The organism is Flavobacterium sp. (assembly GCF_027533505.1).
Classification (GTDB): Bacteria; Bacteroidota; Bacteroidia; order Flavobacteriales; family Flavobacteriaceae; genus Flavobacterium.
The window spans coordinates 51,391-67,993 of the sequence record NZ_JAPZUB010000008.1 but is presented as its reverse complement, the minus strand read 5'-3'; the positions used below and the strand labels follow the sequence as shown (position 1 = coordinate 67,993).

At 44.9% G+C, this 16,603-nt stretch carries 15 protein-coding genes; all 15 read right to left on the bottom strand.

Features of this window, described 5'->3' with window-relative positions; genetic code table 11:
- Positions 1 to 2 precede the first annotated feature (2 nt).
- The 15 genes from O9316_RS02545 to O9316_RS02475 all read right to left on the bottom strand — a co-directional run bounded on the left by O9316_RS02545 (position 3) and on the right by O9316_RS02475 (position 16,601).
- A complete protein-coding gene (locus O9316_RS02545; RefSeq protein ID WP_298203722.1) occupies positions 3 to 1,007 on the bottom strand; it encodes a glycosyltransferase family 4 protein in 1,005 nt (334 codons plus the stop codon).
- Complete coding sequence (locus O9316_RS02540) at positions 973 to 2,346, bottom strand: O-antigen ligase (RefSeq protein WP_298203723.1); 1,374 nt, start codon at positions 2,344 to 2,346, stop codon at positions 973 to 975. Before O9316_RS02540 ends, O9316_RS02545 begins: the two co-directional genes overlap by 35 nt.
- The gene (locus O9316_RS02535; protein ID WP_298203724.1) at positions 2,339 to 3,409 is read right to left on the bottom strand and encodes a glycosyltransferase family 4 protein; all 1,071 of its coding nucleotides are present in this window, start codon (positions 3,407 to 3,409) and stop codon (positions 2,339 to 2,341) included. The genes O9316_RS02540 and O9316_RS02535 overlap by 8 nt, the downstream gene beginning before the upstream one ends.
- Entirely contained in the window at positions 3,406 to 4,524 is a 1,119-nt protein-coding gene (locus O9316_RS02530; RefSeq protein ID WP_298203725.1) for a glycosyltransferase, read from the bottom strand. Before O9316_RS02530 ends, O9316_RS02535 begins: the two co-directional genes overlap by 4 nt.
- Before the next feature lie 7 nt (positions 4,525 to 4,531).
- Positions 4,532 to 5,476: a class I SAM-dependent methyltransferase gene (locus O9316_RS02525; RefSeq protein ID WP_298203726.1), complete on the bottom strand. Its 945-nt coding sequence runs from the start codon at positions 5,474 to 5,476 to the stop codon at positions 4,532 to 4,534.
- Entirely contained in the window at positions 5,473 to 6,483 is a 1,011-nt protein-coding gene (locus O9316_RS02520; protein WP_298203727.1) for a glycosyltransferase family 2 protein, read from the bottom strand. Before O9316_RS02520 ends, O9316_RS02525 begins: the two co-directional genes overlap by 4 nt.
- A complete protein-coding gene (locus O9316_RS02515) occupies positions 6,473 to 6,919 on the bottom strand; it encodes a GNAT family N-acetyltransferase (RefSeq protein WP_298203728.1) in 447 nt (148 codons plus the stop codon). The genes O9316_RS02520 and O9316_RS02515 overlap by 11 nt, the downstream gene beginning before the upstream one ends.
- Before the next feature lie 39 nt (positions 6,920 to 6,958).
- Positions 6,959 to 7,705, bottom strand: coding sequence for a class I SAM-dependent methyltransferase (locus tag O9316_RS02510; protein ID WP_298203729.1), 747 nt, complete (start codon positions 7,703 to 7,705; stop codon positions 6,959 to 6,961).
- Positions 7,695 to 8,765 (bottom strand): GNAT family N-acetyltransferase, encoded by a 1,071-nt coding sequence (locus O9316_RS02505; RefSeq protein WP_298203730.1) that lies wholly within the window; start codon positions 8,763 to 8,765, stop codon positions 7,695 to 7,697. Before O9316_RS02505 ends, O9316_RS02510 begins: the two co-directional genes overlap by 11 nt.
- Positions 8,762 to 10,378, bottom strand: a complete 1,617-nt coding sequence (locus O9316_RS02500; protein ID WP_298203731.1) for a hypothetical protein — start codon at positions 10,376 to 10,378, stop codon at positions 8,762 to 8,764. The genes O9316_RS02505 and O9316_RS02500 overlap by 4 nt, the downstream gene beginning before the upstream one ends.
- Position 10,379: 1 nt before the next feature.
- The gene (locus O9316_RS02495) at positions 10,380 to 11,918 is read right to left on the bottom strand and encodes a glycosyltransferase family 2 protein (RefSeq protein ID WP_298203732.1); all 1,539 of its coding nucleotides are present in this window, start codon (positions 11,916 to 11,918) and stop codon (positions 10,380 to 10,382) included.
- 100 nt (positions 11,919 to 12,018) lie between these two features.
- Positions 12,019 to 13,173 carry a glycosyltransferase family 4 protein gene (locus O9316_RS02490; RefSeq protein WP_298203733.1) on the bottom strand — a complete coding sequence of 385 codons (1,155 nt, stop codon included), beginning with the start codon at positions 13,171 to 13,173 and terminating at the stop codon, positions 12,019 to 12,021.
- A gap of 43 nt (positions 13,174 to 13,216) precedes the next feature.
- Positions 13,217 to 14,110 carry a hypothetical protein gene (locus tag O9316_RS02485; RefSeq protein ID WP_298203734.1) on the bottom strand — a complete coding sequence of 298 codons (894 nt, stop codon included), beginning with the start codon at positions 14,108 to 14,110 and terminating at the stop codon, positions 13,217 to 13,219.
- The gene (locus O9316_RS02480; RefSeq protein ID WP_298203735.1) at positions 14,110 to 15,537 is read right to left on the bottom strand and encodes an MBOAT family O-acyltransferase; all 1,428 of its coding nucleotides are present in this window, start codon (positions 15,535 to 15,537) and stop codon (positions 14,110 to 14,112) included. Before O9316_RS02480 ends, O9316_RS02485 begins: the two co-directional genes overlap by 1 nt.
- Positions 15,519 to 16,601, bottom strand: coding sequence for a glycosyltransferase family 4 protein (locus O9316_RS02475; RefSeq protein ID WP_298203736.1), 1,083 nt, complete (start codon positions 16,599 to 16,601; stop codon positions 15,519 to 15,521). The genes O9316_RS02480 and O9316_RS02475 overlap by 19 nt, the downstream gene beginning before the upstream one ends.
- Between the last annotated feature and the right edge of the window lie 2 nt (positions 16,602 to 16,603).

The following is a 16,603-nucleotide window of genomic DNA, read 5'->3' as shown; positions in this document are numbered from 1 at the left end:
GTCTACGCTTTTAAAAGTTTTATCCACGCTTCTTTTACCACCGACCAATCATACTTTTCCACTTGAGTACGCGCACGTTCAGCCATTTGCAGGGCTTTATCTGGATGACGATGAAGATACAAAACCGCCTCCGTCATCGCCTGAACATCCTCGGGAGGGACCAAGAGTCCTGTTTCATCGTGTGAAATAAGATACGGCAATCCACCCACATTGGTGCTCACTACGGGCAATCCCAAAGCCATCGCTTCGATGACGCTTACAGGGGTATTATCGGCACGGGTTGTATTGAGAAAAATGGTACTTGAAGTTGCCCGTTGATGCCACTCGGTTTTGGTCAGCTTTCCCGTAAAAGTAACCGAAACGCCCAATGTTTTGGCTAAAGCTTCGAGTTCAGGTTGACGCTGTTGTGGATCGGGCCCAATCATCGTAAGTGTACACGGCTGATGGTGTTGCAAGGCAGCACAAACTTTTAAAGCCATTTCAGGATGGTACAATGGAATCAACGAACGTACCCAAAGCAAATTTAGCGTTCGTGTATCGCGGGGTTGGTAGGTATACGCTTGAATCGGTATCGCGTTGGGTAGGGCAATCGTTTGAGGAAAAAGGGGCTTAAATACGGTATACAAATAACCGGAGGGCGCTACATTGGCATAGGCAGGAGCAAAAACCCAACGGGAAAGTCGGGGCCAGTGTTGCAGCCGATGGGGTAAATGACCACCGTGTAAGATAGGAATATAAGGCACTTGAAACAAACGACAGAGTGTAGCGGTAACTACCACATAATAAAAACTCCAGGTGCTATACGTATCAATGAGTACATAATCAGCACTTCGAGCATGGCGCAATACAGCCCCAACGATATCGAGAAAACGCCACAGTAAGTTTTTTTTATCGGAAGCATACCGCACCGTAAACCCCTCCTGCTCGAGGTCGGGACCCAAGGATTCCATAACCGTCTGTCCGCGATTATGTTTAGACAGTTTGTTCCCGATGTAGAGTAATTTCATTAGGGTCTATGAGGTAAACTTTCAATAATGACAATGCGTATATGAATGAGGGAGCTGCCGTTCGCATGGCCGCATGATTGATGGTTAATAGCCAGAAGGCTACGAAACAGAAGGCATACACATGTTGCCTATTCCCCAAAAACAAAATAGATGGGGTAAGTATTAGTAAAACCAATCCCAACAAACCAAAAAAACCATGCTCGCCCAGCATGCGGGTGATTTCGTTGTGCGAGGCGATGACCTGACCTGTTTCTGTCAAGCGAATTTCGGTTCCTTTGGCCACGCCCACCCCAAAAAAAGGATTATCCAAAAAAGCATTGATTTCACTTTCGGCAATCTCTTCTCGACCGGTAAACTTACTCTCCTTTTCCCTACCTAAAGCATCTTTATTGGCGTAGCGGAGTCCGATTAACCCACCCGTTTGCACTTCGGTATAAAACCAAACTGAGGTGAGAATAACCGCCATGATTCCGCCAAAATAAAACATTTTAAAACGACCGCGTTTACTGGAATTCAGATACATAAAGGCAAATAAAATGACCAACATGGCAAATCCAGTAATCATTCCGCCGCGCGAAAATGTTACCAGCCCTCGGTAGGAAATATTCAGGGCAACTACTAAATTGATTACAAACAAGACCTTGGTTTTGGAGGCCACAAAAAGCCGGGAAAGGAACACAAACATCCCCAGTCCCAAGGCAGTAGACACTTGGTTGGGACCAAATCCACCCGATGTTTCACCATTAGAACCCGTACCGGTCAAAACTTCTTTCAATTCGGGAGTAAACAACCATAAATAGGTAGAACAAGCTACCATAGGGAGCCCAACCATGAGTAAAATATTGTTCATCTCAGGAAAGGTGAGTTTCCTATTGTAACAATACAGGGATGCCATTCCTAAACAAACCGGTCCTGAAATATTGAAAGCTAACGTTTTTCGAATATTTTGCGTATTCAAGTCCAATTCTTGGGTCCCTAAAATCAGTCCCGGCACCAACAATAGCAAGAAAATCCAATAGGGTATCGCATTCTTGGAAAAACCACTATAAATCATACCAATAGTCACATACAGCATGATTCCGTACTTTGAAAATTCGTGGTTGGGATTACCCTCTGTCATTCGAAGAAACACTTCACTTCCCACCAAATAAGCGGAGGCGTAAAGCACTTCGTTGTTCCGATTACGCGTTTTTACAATAAAATACAAACTCACAACGAAGATGAGTATACCGTATATTTTAGAGATAAAAAGATTGTAATAAATCAGCACCCCCAATACCGCATGCACGAGGATGAGTAAAAGATAATTTCGTTCTTTTTGTTCTAAAAACTTAAACACGCGTCCAATTTTTATAGCGTTGTATCATGGCAGTTGCCGAATAATTTTCTTTTACAGCATGATGCCAAGCGGTTCCGTAAGCTTGTCGCTTTTCTTCCGAAGCCATAAGTGTTGTCAGTGCCGAAGCCAATGCTGAAACATCCCCTTGAGGTACTAACAATCCCGTCTCACCCGAATGAATGATGGAAGGAATCTCCCCAACGGCTGTGGCAACAACGGGCAAACCATACTGAGCTGCTTCCAATAAAGAAACGGGCAACCCTTCCGAATCGGAACTCAATACCAGCAAATCTGATTGCTGAAAAATCCAATCTGTATCGGGACAGGCTCCATACCCAAACACCACCGTTTCCAGTTGATTGTCGTGGATAAAAGTAGTTATTTTTGCGGCATATTCATCGTTAAAATCTTTCCCCACCAAATGAAAGGTCCAATCGGGAAACGCATTATGAATTTGCCGTATAGCCTCCAACAAAAGAAGCTGATTTTTTTGAGGACGCCAATTGGCAAGATTCAAAACCCGTTTACCAGCTCCCCCATGCAACAAAGTCACTTTTTGTTCTTGTATGGAAGGCAATGAAAAATTAGGTAAATACTGAATATTTTTACACCATAAGCGCTGTTGAGACCATGCGGCCAACTTGTGATTCACGGGAAGAATGCCCCAAAAAAATAGGGAGAAAAACCGTAAGGGATACAGCGGTCGCGCTTCGGGAAACTCACTTAATCCATAATGGTCATGCCAAATAATTTGCAATCGTGGCCAAGTGAATTTTAACAAAACAGCCCAAAAAAACGAACTGGAATGCGCGTGGATCCAATCGATTTTATGGCGTTTGCAAAAGGCTCGTACCCGAAATAATGCAGCCCCATCAATCGTCCCTTTTTTTTGCACAAAAAGATAAGGTACCTCGGGATGCAATTCGGCGCGCAAAGGCCCCTCTTTTCGAGTTACCGCCAAAGCCACAAAATCGCCGGCTTGGTGCAAGGCATTGGCATAATTCACCGCCATACGCTCGGCACCGCCCGTTTCTAAGGTATCGATTAATTGTAATATCCTCATGGTTGCATCAGTTTACGGATAGCCATTTCAAAAGCGTCCAACGTATATTGCCGCGACCATTCCATCGCTTGTTGCGCTTGTTGACGCAATGCATTTGGATTGGTACACAATTGCTTAATATGGTCAAGATCTCGGTCCATGTCTAAGGTCAACAGGAGTCCTCTTCGCCCTTCATCCAGCATTTGAGGCACGCACGAAACAGGGGTAGCCCAAGGAATAGCGCCCCAAAACATCCCCTCAGCCACCGCTTTGGGCCAACCTTCACTTTGCGAGGGTAAACACACAAAATGCGCCTTACAAAGTGCTTGTTGAATTACCTCGCGGGGTTGATTGCCCTGCAACACAATCCATTGTGACAAATTGTGCTCTTTAATAAACTGCGCTATCCGTGCCTGCGCTGCCCCATGCCCATACAGTGCCAAAGTGATCGGAACCCCTTGTTGACGCAATTGCGCCACTAGTTCCACCACATACATCGGCCGTTTGTTGGTCCCGAGTGTTCCCACAAAAACTACATGCCACGGACGAGTATCCCATCGATCAGGAACAGAGTGAATTTCGGAGGCATAATAACTCGCTGTAAAAAAAGGAACAATATTTTTAGTCGCTTGAGGCCATTCCCCATACACCAATACACGCATATTTTGGGTAAAACGGGTATGGGATAAGAGTTTTTTTTGCCAACGGTACGCCAAGGGTTGCGCCGCTTTTGGGTCCCAGTTGCCCGCATATTTGCAGGTTTTGTACGTTTTGGGGAAAAGGGATTGCACCACACAACCCAACAACGACAAATTCCCAGGGCAACGCAAATGAATATGTTCAGCCCGTTGCATAGCACGGTACAATTTCCAGAGATTGGGTAGTAAAAAGAAAAACGCCCGCAAAACACCTTGCAGCGTTTTGATATTAAATTCATGAAGAGTTATAACGTGTTCGGGCGAAAATGACAATCGGGTAACCAAGGTGCCTTTGGTGTCTGACCAAACAGGACAAACCATGGTGACTGTGGTGGCGTACTTTGCCCATAACTCTAATTCTTGGACATACGGACTGTAGGCATACCAGCCATCAGCCTTTTGAATGAGCGGAGCAGAAGAAACGACTACCGTTTTCATGGAATCATTATGGTTTTAAAGCGTAATATTCTTCCAATAACGCCGCTCCTTTTCGCATTTCACCATCTTTTAAAAAAGTAAACGCATATCCTTTGGGGGAAGACACCGAACGTTGGTGTAAGGTAAAACGATCGAGGTATTTTAGCCATCCGAATAAAAATCGCGAAAGGAAAAGTGCTCCTTGACGGTAGTATTTTTGTGCCGATAAATTCATCATATAATTGCCCAACGTAACGCCAACCATAGCCGCATTACTCTCGGTAATCGACGCTTTTTCTACGCTGCATTGTTCAAATAAAACGCGTAATCCAGTGAAGGTAAACCGAAAGAAATCGTAGGGCTGTCCGTGATAGGGGTAATTCTGAGGAACTTCCATTTGAACCCGACCCCCTATTTTGGTCACACGTTGTACTTCTTGCGCCACTTTCCAAGGATTCATGGTGTGTTCCAATACTTGGGCCGCAAACACCAAATCAAAAAACGCATCGGGAAAAGGAATTTCATGCGCATCGATAACACAATCAGCACCCAGTTGTAAATGCACATCACTACAAACCACCTCACAAGCATGGAATAGATTTTTATAATAGTTTACCTTATCGCCCGAACCGATGACAAGAACGCGACCGCCCTGTGCATTAACGGTTTGTGCCAATTCCCTGTAACGCTTTTCGATGTGAAAATCTTTAGCCAAGGAAGGGAGAACCCGTTTGCGGAGGTAATTCTTCATCGAACCTTGGGTATCAATAAATGTTGCTTCTTGCGTAGTCGCTGCATTTTGTAAAATACCTTCGATGGTAAATAAAGAATCTTCCGAAAGTAAAACAGGTCGCCCTTGCATCATCGGTAAGCTGTGACCGTCTGCAAAACGAATCCTATCGGTATCTACAGCCGTAACTGAAGCTTTTGTTTTGGGATGAATAAGGGAGGTAAGTATAGCGTCGGCAATCATGAATGTTCAATTTTGGGTTGATGGACTATAAGGCTAAGCCACCCTGAAAGGCGACCGAGCGTTTCCCGAAGGCAGTCCATACGGTTGGTGGCCGTAAAGATATTACTAAATCGTATGGCAATCAATACACCTGTGATGAGATTCCATTTTACGCGGTTGCGCCAACCGGGGTATGGCGCATACACACGCCACACATACCACCCGTTACGCACAACCATACGCCCGTATTTATACGCATTAGGGCGACCCGAAAAATCATGGTGGTGACTTAATCGTGCCGCTGTATTGACATATAAGGGTCCCAATTTGGAAAGACGCGAGGTAAAATCGGCATCTTCATAGAGTCCGTAGCCTTCAAAATAATGTGAAAATTGTAGGCGATCAAAAACCGATTTCCGAAATGAAGAAACGCCTCCCATGAATTGTTGTACCGGATAAATTTTTCCACTGGGCGGTAAAAACCCCACACTACGTCCGTGAGAAAACATCGGAATACAGCCTGGCGGCACATCGGCATCTAGCCCGAGTTTTCGACGAATTTTATTTCGCAGGGGCTCGTTTCTTTTCCAACCATCATAAGCAAACCAAGAATTACTAAGGAGTTCATTGGCTTGCATCGGAATCCATTGCGTTTCGTTGGTAATATAGCCTCCCACACCCAACGCCTCAGGATACTCCACATACGTTTGCAATAAAGCTTGAAAATAGTTGGGTTCCAACAAAACATCGTCGTCCAAAAAACAAACAATATCCATGGGGGACGCCACCTGTTGAATCCCAAAATTACGTTGCTTGGTCAAACCGCGTTGCGCTGGAGCCACTCGAAAATAAACTAGATTGGCAACCGGATTGGCTTGCAACATCACTTCGGTTAGATCGTCGGGTGAACCGTCTATAATGAGAATGGCATCGGGATATTGCGTTTGCGCACGTACGGTTTGTAGTAGGCGACGCAAACTTTCAGCGCGTTTGTAAGTGCAAATGATTAAGGTAACCTTAAGCGCCATAACGGACTTCTTGATTGAGGTAAAAAAATAAAAATCGTTTGGTTTTAACTGTGGCATACAACGTAAAACCTGCCTTTTCAATGCCTTTTATAGAAGGCGTATTATGGACATCTACAATCACAAAAACTTCAGGAACTTTTTCCTCTACCAAAAGTTTGTTGGTGATTAAATTGAGCATGGCGGGGTAAATACCGTGCCCGCGATAATCGTTGTGTGTAAAGCAATTGCCAATGGTAGGCCCTTGCTTATCGATGATTCCTAAAAAATGAAGACGATTATAAACGGTACTCTCGTGAATCGTGCAACCGTCTTTTTCAATTCGGTAGGTGGTTTGATTCTTTATATTGTGCTCAACATGATAGGCGTATTCCAATTCAGGCAAATCCACCACATTTTGCGTATCGCGTTGATACACGTGCATGTGGATGGTTTTCATTTTAAAATATTTAAAAATACTCATGCCTTTTTGAATCGGTTACTTCGTTGCAAAAAAGATTAAATTATTGTATCCTTTCAAACGGTTGTAGGGAACCCCCATTTCTTTATATAATTCCGAAAGCGATTTGATTTCAATATTTTTAAAACCGTTATCGTTCAAATGATCGTACAAACCTTCCTTAGAAAAATAATAGCCTTTTACGTTAAATCCATAAAAGCCCGTATTGCGATTGCCTACCTCATTGCGGAGGAACGGTTTAAACAATCGGCGCAACCAAAAATAAAAGGTTTTCTGGGGCGTACCCACTTGATTGTGCACCACACCTATCAAACAGCCGTTGGGTTTTAAAATGCGATGTACCATTTGAAAAAGGGTATACCGCTCTTTTTGGGTGGCCACAAAGGTGAGAATACAACTCATCAGCGTCACCAAATCATAGGTGGCCTCAGGAGCAGTGTAGGTTACCGCATCTTGAACGCCTAGCGCCACTTTATCCGAGAATCCCCAGCGTTGGATATTCTCTTTCCCTTTGGCAATCATATTTTCAGAAATATCCGTAGCATAGATTTTTTGGATATCCATAAATTCCAAAAGTCCTTTTACTTCACGCGCTGTCCCGCATCCAAACACTTTGGCATGTTGAATGGAGATCTGTTGCTTTTGAAAATAAGCTACTACTTTTTCATACAAATACGCTTCATAATTGGCCGTATTTTCTACTGTCTTATCCTGAGAATAAATCACGTCTTCACGCTCCCAGAATTCCTTATTTTCAATCTTCATTGTACCGTTTAATCCGTTTTAAGAGTTTTGCAATGTGTCCTTTATAGGGTTTTATCCAAGTGTCAAAGTAACGAAAAATTTTAAAGCGAATCGGTTTCAACACCCGGTAATAGGTTCCTTCATTAAAATAATAAGGTACTGTTCCGAAACTTCCTTTAAACGCTTTCACACCCTCGGAGCCCCCCAATGAAATATTGTAACCATCCATCCCCTCTTGAAGTGCCATTTCTAACGCTTTCATTTGCAGGTAATGGCCGGTATGCCGTGTGGGTTTTTCCTTTTTAGTGCCGCCCATAACGTAGGTGTAATACTGTCCGGCTTTCAAAAACAAGCCAGCCCCTTTTAGTTGCCCGTCCGATGTGGTGGTCAAAAGTTTTAATCGCCCTTTGCCTATCAAGGTCAACAGTGTGGGACCGATATCCGACCACGAACGAATTTGATACCCATTTTCGTCGGCATTTTCCTGACATAAGGCGTAGGCTAAAGCCACTTCCTCAGAAGTTGTTGCACAAGATAGCTGTTCGTTTTTCCGCATACCGCTGCGAACGTCCCGACGAAAAGAAGCCGAAGGAAAGGATTCAATCAAACCCTCAAGGGTGTTTTGACCCGTGAGGTCCACCCAATTAAATCCGGGACTGGAGTATACGTATTTGAAAGCATTTCCCAATTGAAATCCCGGGGGAATGTAATCTTCATTCCATCGATACATGGGGCGGCAGGATTGGCTTCCCATCGGAAGGGTAACCTGAATGATGCAGGCACCCACCGCTTGAGCGCGATTCAAAGCCGCATCCAAACAGGCTTGAATCACCTCGGGGGCTGTACCAATCGGTCCGTAGGGGATAATGTAAAATCGAAAACCCACTACTTTAGCAATAACAGCTCCGAAACCGCCCTGAATTCCCCCTGCCGTTTGATACATCCCAATTTCCGTTTGAAATCCGTAGTTTCGGTAGGAATGTAGCCAGTCGGAATACAACAAGTGAGACGCCTGCGGATAGTGCTCCACAAAAGCATCCCAAGCCTCAAATTCAGCCGCAGTGGAAGGAAATTGTATCATGATGTTGTGATGCGATAGTTTAATTGACCGTCACACACCACGACGCTATGCCCCGAGGCATCGCAGGTGAGTACCGTTTTTGTAAATCCTTTGACATAGGCCATCCATTCGTCAAGGGTTGGATTCCATACTACTTGCCCGCGGATTTTCTCCCCCAAATACTCAAAATTTGAACGCACCTTGGGCTGAACCGTTTGATCATTCAACAAAAGACGACCCGTGTGGTAGGCTAAAGGAACTGAAAAATAGGTATGGGCAATAAACACGCCACTATCTGCAATCAAATCGTCAATATTCGTGGGACATAAAGCGCGTTCAAAATCGACCATTTCGACAGTTTGAAAAATGGACACGGGATGGGTAGCTATAGTATATTCAAAAAAGAGGGTTTGGTAGCGGGCCAACGGAAACGATTCGCTGCCACGAGAGCCCCAACGAAAGAGCACTTTTGAAAGTGGACCCGTTACGTGTATCATTTTCTTGACAAATTCGGGGAACTGCCGCCATTGCCTACGGAATACCACCGCCTTAAATTGTGAAGCCAACGATTTATACTGCCGAATCAAGGATTCTTGCGCATAATAATGAAATAAAATGGCTTTGAGGAGCAGTGAAAGTCGGGTGACTCCACCCAAAGTTCGATTGCCTTTATGGTAGGCCTTTAACGTAAAATGCTGTGGATTAAGCTGATTCAACACGCCTTTCGTTGCGGTGCCACAATCCACATAGTTCCAAAGGTTAGTGATATTTTTATGAGACAATTGTTGTCCCATCCAAGCATCGCTTTTTCCTTGATGGGCATACAACGATAGATTGTACGGTTGGTAGCCATGATCTATCCAAGTTGGCATGGATACCGGAGGTATGGTCGTTTCAAATTCTTGAAAAGCGGCTTCCTGATCGCGAATCGATTGGGTCAACGAATGATAGGCCAGTTCATGTCCGTCATTGGCCCAAGCCTGTAATAATGCCGCTTCCCGTTCCCAAGAAGCATTATCCTCGCGTTTAGAAAAATGGTGTACAAACATTCCTTTGGTCACCCGAATACCACATTCCTGAAGGAATTGGCGTTGGGTTTCCAAATTTTCAGGCGTATCAAAATCACAGTGATCGGTAAAACATGCCGTTGCAGCAAACGGTATAGGCGCCCTACTCCACGACACATACTGGGTACAAAAAAGCAATCCCGGCAACGCGGGTAATGGGCCAACGCCGGCCACCGATTCCAATTGCCGCTCGTGATGCGCTCCGGTATAACGGGTAAGTACTTGCGCCTTTTCGGGGTAAAACCACCACCGCAAACGATTGGGGTAACGCGCATGCAATTCCCAATGACCGCCTTGAATCGTAGCTTGAATCAGTTGCCCATGGGCTAATCGGATCACTTTGGGCACCATCAAACCACAAAAAACGGGGTGTTTACTGGGTAAAACCTCCCAACGGTAGGCGTGATTTTGAAAGGCCGTAATGGGAGCATCAAAAACAAACTCCAAGAAACAGGCTTCGGAAAAATCGGTCACAGCAAAGGTTTCAGGCTGCCATTGCAACCCGTGTAACGCGGTATCCAATTTCCGACGTATGCCTTTTTTTTCCCAATGAACCGAGACAATCATATTACTGTGTTCGTTTGCCTAAAGCCATTAATTTTTTGGCGTAAAAAACCGATTTTCGGTATTGCAAAATACGCATAGGAAGTCGGAACACACGCATCGGCAAGGTCCACGGTTTCCCTTTAAAAAGGTAAAAAATAAAATATTTCACCCCGTATTCCTTGCGTTGTTCGGCGGTAAAATGCTTATGTAGTTGGTACATGATGGTGGGACTAGGAACAGGTCGAATGGATTTTACGGGCGTGTCCAATTCCCAGGGTTGGGCTTTGCGTTTTTTGCCCATCAACTTCGCTTGACTGCCCCAAAAACGATACCCTCCCATCGGAGGTTTTAAATGCAAATTGGTCGAAAACGGATTGAACAACACGTCGACGCCTATTTTCGTCAGGGACAATCCAAAATCACTGTCCTCGCCATAGCCTCCATCATAGTTGATATCGTTCCCCACCAGGGTTTGTACATGCTCCCGACGTACACACGAATTGGCATTATTGAACGTCGCTGCACAACCTACCAACCAACGTTGTCCTTTATAATGTTGTAATTTATAAGCTAAATCGGTCAGGTCCTGTTGCTGGTGGTCGGCACGAATATCCAATCCATTGGCGGCACCTGCGCGGTACGTTTGCAACAAACGAATATGATTTTCTACAAAATCAGGAGGGATACGGATATCGTCATCGCCAAAAATGATAAAGTCCCCCGTACACAACCCAATAGCTTCATTGCGTGCCCGACAGCTTCCTTTGGTCGTTTGCCAACGAAAAATCACCTCAAACGGGTAATCTTCAGGACGATATAACGAGGCATCTCGGGCATTTTCGGGAGTAGCATCCACTACCACCACTTGGGTTGGAAGATAGGTTTGTTGCTTTAAATCGCCCAACAAATTCAGCGTAAAATCTTGACGCATCATCGTGGGAATAATATAACTCACCGTAGGGGTTCCTTGAATGGGTTCCAAGGGTTTGGGTGGAATAACCGGCATGTCTTTTTTTAGGGAAAGACGGGATTTCGCTTTTGCTAAGGCCCACCATTCCAAAGGATTCCACCAGCCTTTGCGAAACGCCATATACACTGCATGAGAAGGAATAAAATTACGACGGTAAAAATCGTACCGGTCTTGACGACTTATTTTTGGAGCCGCTTGTGGTGTAGCGGGAAAAAGTCCTTTCACATACATCGGAATCGCTCCTTGATAACGTAACGCATTGAATCCGAAATCGAACGCTGCCATCACCGGATTGGTGTACGCAGTATCAAATCCTTTCAGCGTGTCCCAAACTGACTTCCGCACCACAAAAGCATCCGGATTGATGCGCCAACTCACACATTGGTACAAATCGTCAAAATCACTAACAAACCAAAAGAAAACAACGGCTTGATAGACAATATCGGAAAAAGCATTCTTAAATCCTTGATCCAGAGACGAATGCCAAAGATCGCCATAGCCTGCTGCCAACGCCTCCAACTGAGTCGTATCGGGTTGACCCAAATAATATAGCGTTTCTCCTTTGGAAGTCGTATACGTTTGAAAATTCATACTGCAAAAATCGTTCAAATTCCCGCAAATGTAAGCAATTCTAACGGGTTAGCCTGTACGATTTTACACCGAAATACGGAAAGGAAATTTTACAAAGTGTCTATTTTTTGGCTTGAATTTGCGCTTGATAATACGCTTCGTGTTGGGCCGCAATGGCCTCCAATGCAAACGCTTTTCGCACCTTTGCTTGGGCGGCTTTCCCCATTTCAACTGCCTTTTCTGGGTGGTGAAGTAGCGATAAAATGCGTTGCGCAAAAGCAGCATGATCGCGCGGGTCGGCCAAAAAGCCATCTTCGCCATCGGTTATAATTTCGGGCGCCCAACCAATATTGGAGGCTACCACGGCTTTTCCCATCGCCATGGCTTCAATCCAAGAAACAGGAAGGGCTTCGGCAAAAGAAGGAAATACACACACGGCCGCTTCGTCCAAATACCCTTGTACCGCCTCATAGGGAACCGCCCCTACATACTGTACATTTCGGAATGCCTCCGGATGAAAAAGCGGTTGCATTAAATCCCAAGTAGGTTGCCATTGGGTACTGATGTCTAAAGCATTGGTGCCCACCAACACCAACCTAACCTCGGGGTCGTTTTGGTAAATGGTGTTAAAAATAGACGGCAATTCCATCATCCCTTTTTTGCGAATTAAAGTCCCAATATACACGATGGTTTTGGATGTTGAAACTTGAGGTACACGGGTAAACTGTTGGGTATCCAACCCGTTGTGAAGCACCGTATAGGCCCGTTGTAATCCAAATAATGTATTGGTCGTGCGGCCGGTAAAATCACTCACCGCGATGATGCCATCGGCTTTGCGTAGGGCGCGTCTTTCCAAAAACCGATTCTTAAATTTCACCTTTCGGTTTTCCAAATGGCAAAAGTAGGTGTCGCTCCCGTGCAACTTGATGATGACGGGACATTTTTTTGGTTGCACAAATGCCGAAAAGCCTGTCCATTCAGGTACTTCTACAATATCCATTTTTCCTTCGGCATGCAACGTATTGATTAGGGCTTCCACCTTTTTTTGAGAAAAATACAAGGAAAGTCCGCGCACGACCACATTTTTGACCATGTATACTGTGATACCCTCGGTTTCAAAAACAGCATCCTCTTGTTGCGCATACAAAATGACCGTAGCTTGGTGCCCTCTTGCGATAAGTCCTTTGGCAAGATTGTAAATACTGGTTCCAATGCCGCCAGAAGACCCAACACGGGGGTGCGGAAATTCCATTGCAATAAAACCAATATGCATCATGCGTGGGTTGTTATTAGAAAATGAATCGCGCCAAAGATAGCCATTATTTTTGGAAGCATCCTTCGTTAATCGCCTTGATCACGCCATCGGTTGCCGCTTGACGACCGCGGTAATTTACATGAATCGCATCGTAATAATACTTCGCCTCAGTAAGGTATTGCGAATGATTAAGGATACGGTATTTCGGGTGTTGCATCACGACTTGCGTATGGTACTGTGGCGCTTGATAGACGATCAAACGGGTTTGATGCTTCGCACACAAGTCGGCGATACGTTGTATAAACGGATTCTTCCACGAAAGAGTAACGGTTTTAAAAGGGACCTTTTTGGAAATCCCTTCGCCGGGATAGGCATAATCGCCGTGGGCATCAAATCGATTCTTTCGTTGGGGTTGCACCATCCCCAATAGCGAGGGAACAATCAATTCGGTATTGTAATAAGCCACGCCAATAGCTGGAATGTACTGCGAAAAGGTAAGAGGTTTGAAATAGCCCGACTCCATTTCGGCATAATAGTCGTGGACATAGGGTTCATTGACAAACGGCAAAAACCGATAATCATTATTGTTCAACAGGGGCTGCGCGTTGTCGGCATCCCAATAACTTACGGCCAAAATACAATTCTTCGCCGTTTTTCCTTGGGCAAAAAAATGATGCAACATCAAGTAATTTGAACTTAACGAGGTGTCGTCGATACTCAGGTTAAAACCCTGTAGGCCTGTGAGACTGTCAATGCGTTGGGTGTTTAAGGTGGTCAATCCGATACTGGAGCCGATAACCACATAATCCAAATTTTTGGGGGCGTAATGCGAAGCCACATACGACGGTTTGTAAAACGAGGATTTTCGCAAACCATACAGCACTGCTATTGCAAAAACGTTGACCAGCAAAAATGCCCCAAGACCATACAGCGCTATTTTCTTTAAAAACTTGTGCATCAGAATTGAAAATAGATGAAACTCATTTGATTGCGATATGTACCCATGGCAAACAACATAACGATAACCCAAAGGGTCCATCGCGGCGAAAATACGGGTTGACTTTGTTTTTTAAACACCCAATACCCCTCTTGAACGAGCAGGTAAACTAAGGCTAAAACGGTAATTCCGGTGAGTAAGGTATACTTGGCATTTTTGAAGAAAAAGTCAACATCAAAAGGAAACAAATGCGTCATTTGTGTGAGATACTGCACCGCATCGGTGAGCGAATCGGCGCGAAAGAAAACCCAAGCGATACTTACCAACACAAAAGTAGTCAGCATGCGAAATCCATCCGACCAACGATACCCCGTTTGGTGTACCGAATTTCGGTTTCGTTGTAGGAGCAACAACGGAATAAACAACAAAGCATGGAGCAATCCCCACACGATGAATGTCCAATTGGCACCATGCCAAAAACCGCTGAGCAAAAAAATCACCATTACATTGCGCAACTGCTGCATACGAGTACCTTGGCTACCGCCCAACGGAATGTACACATAGTCGCGAAACCAAGAAGACAACGAAATATGCCATTTGCGCCAAAAATCAGCGATATCGGTGGCAAAATAGGGGAAGTTGAAATTTTTAAGCAACTGAATTCCAAATAGTTTAGAGGTTCCCAACGCTATATCCGAAAAGCCACTGAAGTCGCCGTAAATCTGAAAGGAGAATAAAAACATGCCCCCCAGTAATTCCCAACCTGACAGTGAACCGCTATTTTTAAAAATTTCATCCACAAAAAAAGCGCAATTGTCGGCCACGACTACTTTTTTAAACAACCCCCAAACAAATTGTTGCACTCCTTCAACCGCCAAGGGATAGGAGAATTGACGTTTGACCTTTATTTGAGGAAGCAAATGGGTAGCACGCTCGATTGGACCCGCCACTAAAAGCGGAAAATAGGTCACAAAAAGTGCATAAGTAATGGGATTTCGTTCGGGTTCGATGCGATTTTTGTAAATATCAATCACATACGAAAGGCCGTGAAAAGTATAAAAAGAAATCCCCACGGGAAGCACCAGCGAAAGGGTCACTACATCGACCTTGAGTCCCAATTGCCCCAGCAAGGCTTGAAACGAAGTCGCAAAAAAATCATAATACTTAAAGGCGCCTAAAAAGCTGATGTTGACGCCGATACTCAGCCAAAACCAAAAGGACTTGGCCTGCTGTGTTCGGGCTTGGTGCATGCGCAATCCGGTATAATAATCGAGTACCGTTGAAAACAAGAGCAAGAACAAAAACCGCCAATCCCAACAGGCATAAAAAAAGTAGCTGGCTGCCAATAAAAAGGCGTTTTGTAGCGACAATGCCTTACGGGACAAGCACCAATATACCCCAAACACAAGAGGTAAAAAGAGTAAAAAGCCTATGGAGTTGAAGAGCATTCGCGCACAATATTTAAATAATTTTCAACCATGTGACCCAACGTATATTGGCGTACTTCTGGACAACGATGCAAGCCATTTTGAAGCATGGTCGGATTCAAAAGTAGCGTTTTTAGGTGATGCGACAATTCATCAACAGCCCCTTCCTCAAATAAAAGTCCGTTGACCCCGTGTTGCACCAATCCCAACACATTGCCTTGGTGTCGTGTTGTGATCACGGGCAGGTTGGCCATCAGGGCTTCGACAACAGCATAGCAAAACGTTTCGCCATGTGAGGGATGGAGAAGGGCATCAAATTCGTGGTACCGCTGCTGCAACGTAGGCACACTGCCTTCAAAATGAATGACCGACTCCAACTGATGTTCGGCGACTTGTTGTTGCAACGCCGCGGCGGCAGGTCCCTCCCCAAAAATTGAGATTTGAAAATGGGGTAAAGCAGTTCGATCCAATTGGGCTACTGCTGCAATAAGATCGTGAATGCCTTTTTCAGGGCGCAAATGAGAAGCGGTTAAAAAACGATAGCGCGGTGTAAAATCGGTTTTTTGAATCAAGCCCGCATCGGCAATTCCATTAGGAATGACAAGAATTTTTGAAGGAGGAATCGAACCGAAATCGGTGATGAGACCGCTTTTCATCGCCTCGGAAACCGCAATAAATAGATCGATAGCGGCTTGATAGCGCCACCCTTTGATGCGTTTTTCTAGGCGTTTCTTCCAGGAATATCCTCCCGCGGGACGTGGATTGTGGTCGACAGCAACGATACGGGCTTGGGAGCCTTGGCGCACCTGAGCATAAAAAGGCGTGCAGAGTTCGAGAAAATGCGTAAAAATAACCTGATAGTTTTTCTGGGGCAAGTGCGCTAAAAATACGGTTTCCAAGGCTTCGGGTTCGGCCGCAACAATAGAAAACGAGCCATAGTCTAAATGGGTAGCGCTATTGGGAAAATACCAATCAACAGCGATACCGGCAGCCAAACAATGTTGATTGAATTGCATAAAAAAGTGATCCATCCCTCCTACCCGTTCGGGCATCAAACGGTAGTTACACACAAGGGCGATATGCATGG

Coding starts and splice junctions, on each gene's coding strand:
- O9316_RS02520 (WP_298203727.1), bottom strand. CDS start 6,483: ATGGCGCTTAAGGTTACCTTAATCATTTGCACTTACAAACGCGCTGAA.
- O9316_RS02535 (WP_298203724.1), bottom strand. CDS start 3,409: ATGAGGATATTACAATTAATCGATACCTTAGAAACGGGCGGTGCCGAG.
- O9316_RS02485 (WP_298203734.1), bottom strand. CDS start 14,110: ATGCACAAGTTTTTAAAGAAAATAGCGCTGTATGGTCTTGGGGCATTT.
- O9316_RS02525 (WP_298203726.1), bottom strand. CDS start 5,476: ATGATTGCCGACGCTATACTTACCTCCCTTATTCATCCCAAAACAAAA.
- O9316_RS02480 (WP_298203735.1), bottom strand. CDS start 15,537: ATGCTCTTCAACTCCATAGGCTTTTTACTCTTTTTACCTCTTGTGTTT.
- O9316_RS02495 (WP_298203732.1), bottom strand. CDS start 11,918: ATGAATTTTCAAACGTATACGACTTCCAAAGGAGAAACGCTATATTAT.
- O9316_RS02505 (WP_298203730.1), bottom strand. CDS start 8,765: ATGATACAATTTCCTTCCACTGCGGCTGAATTTGAGGCTTGGGATGCT.
- O9316_RS02490 (WP_298203733.1), bottom strand. CDS start 13,173: ATGATGCATATTGGTTTTATTGCAATGGAATTTCCGCACCCCCGTGTT.
- O9316_RS02515 (WP_298203728.1), bottom strand. CDS start 6,919: ATGAAAACCATCCACATGCACGTGTATCAACGCGATACGCAAAATGTG.
- O9316_RS02475 (WP_298203736.1), bottom strand. CDS start 16,601: ATGCATATCGCCCTTGTGTGTAACTACCGTTTGATGCCCGAACGGGTA.
- O9316_RS02545 (WP_298203722.1), bottom strand. CDS start 1,007: ATGAAATTACTCTACATCGGGAACAAACTGTCTAAACATAATCGCGGA.
- O9316_RS02510 (WP_298203729.1), bottom strand. CDS start 7,705: ATGAAGATTGAAAATAAGGAATTCTGGGAGCGTGAAGACGTGATTTAT.
- O9316_RS02530 (WP_298203725.1), bottom strand. CDS start 4,524: ATGAAAACGGTAGTCGTTTCTTCTGCTCCGCTCATTCAAAAGGCTGAT.
- O9316_RS02500 (WP_298203731.1), bottom strand. CDS start 10,378: ATGATTGTCTCGGTTCATTGGGAAAAAAAAGGCATACGTCGGAAATTG.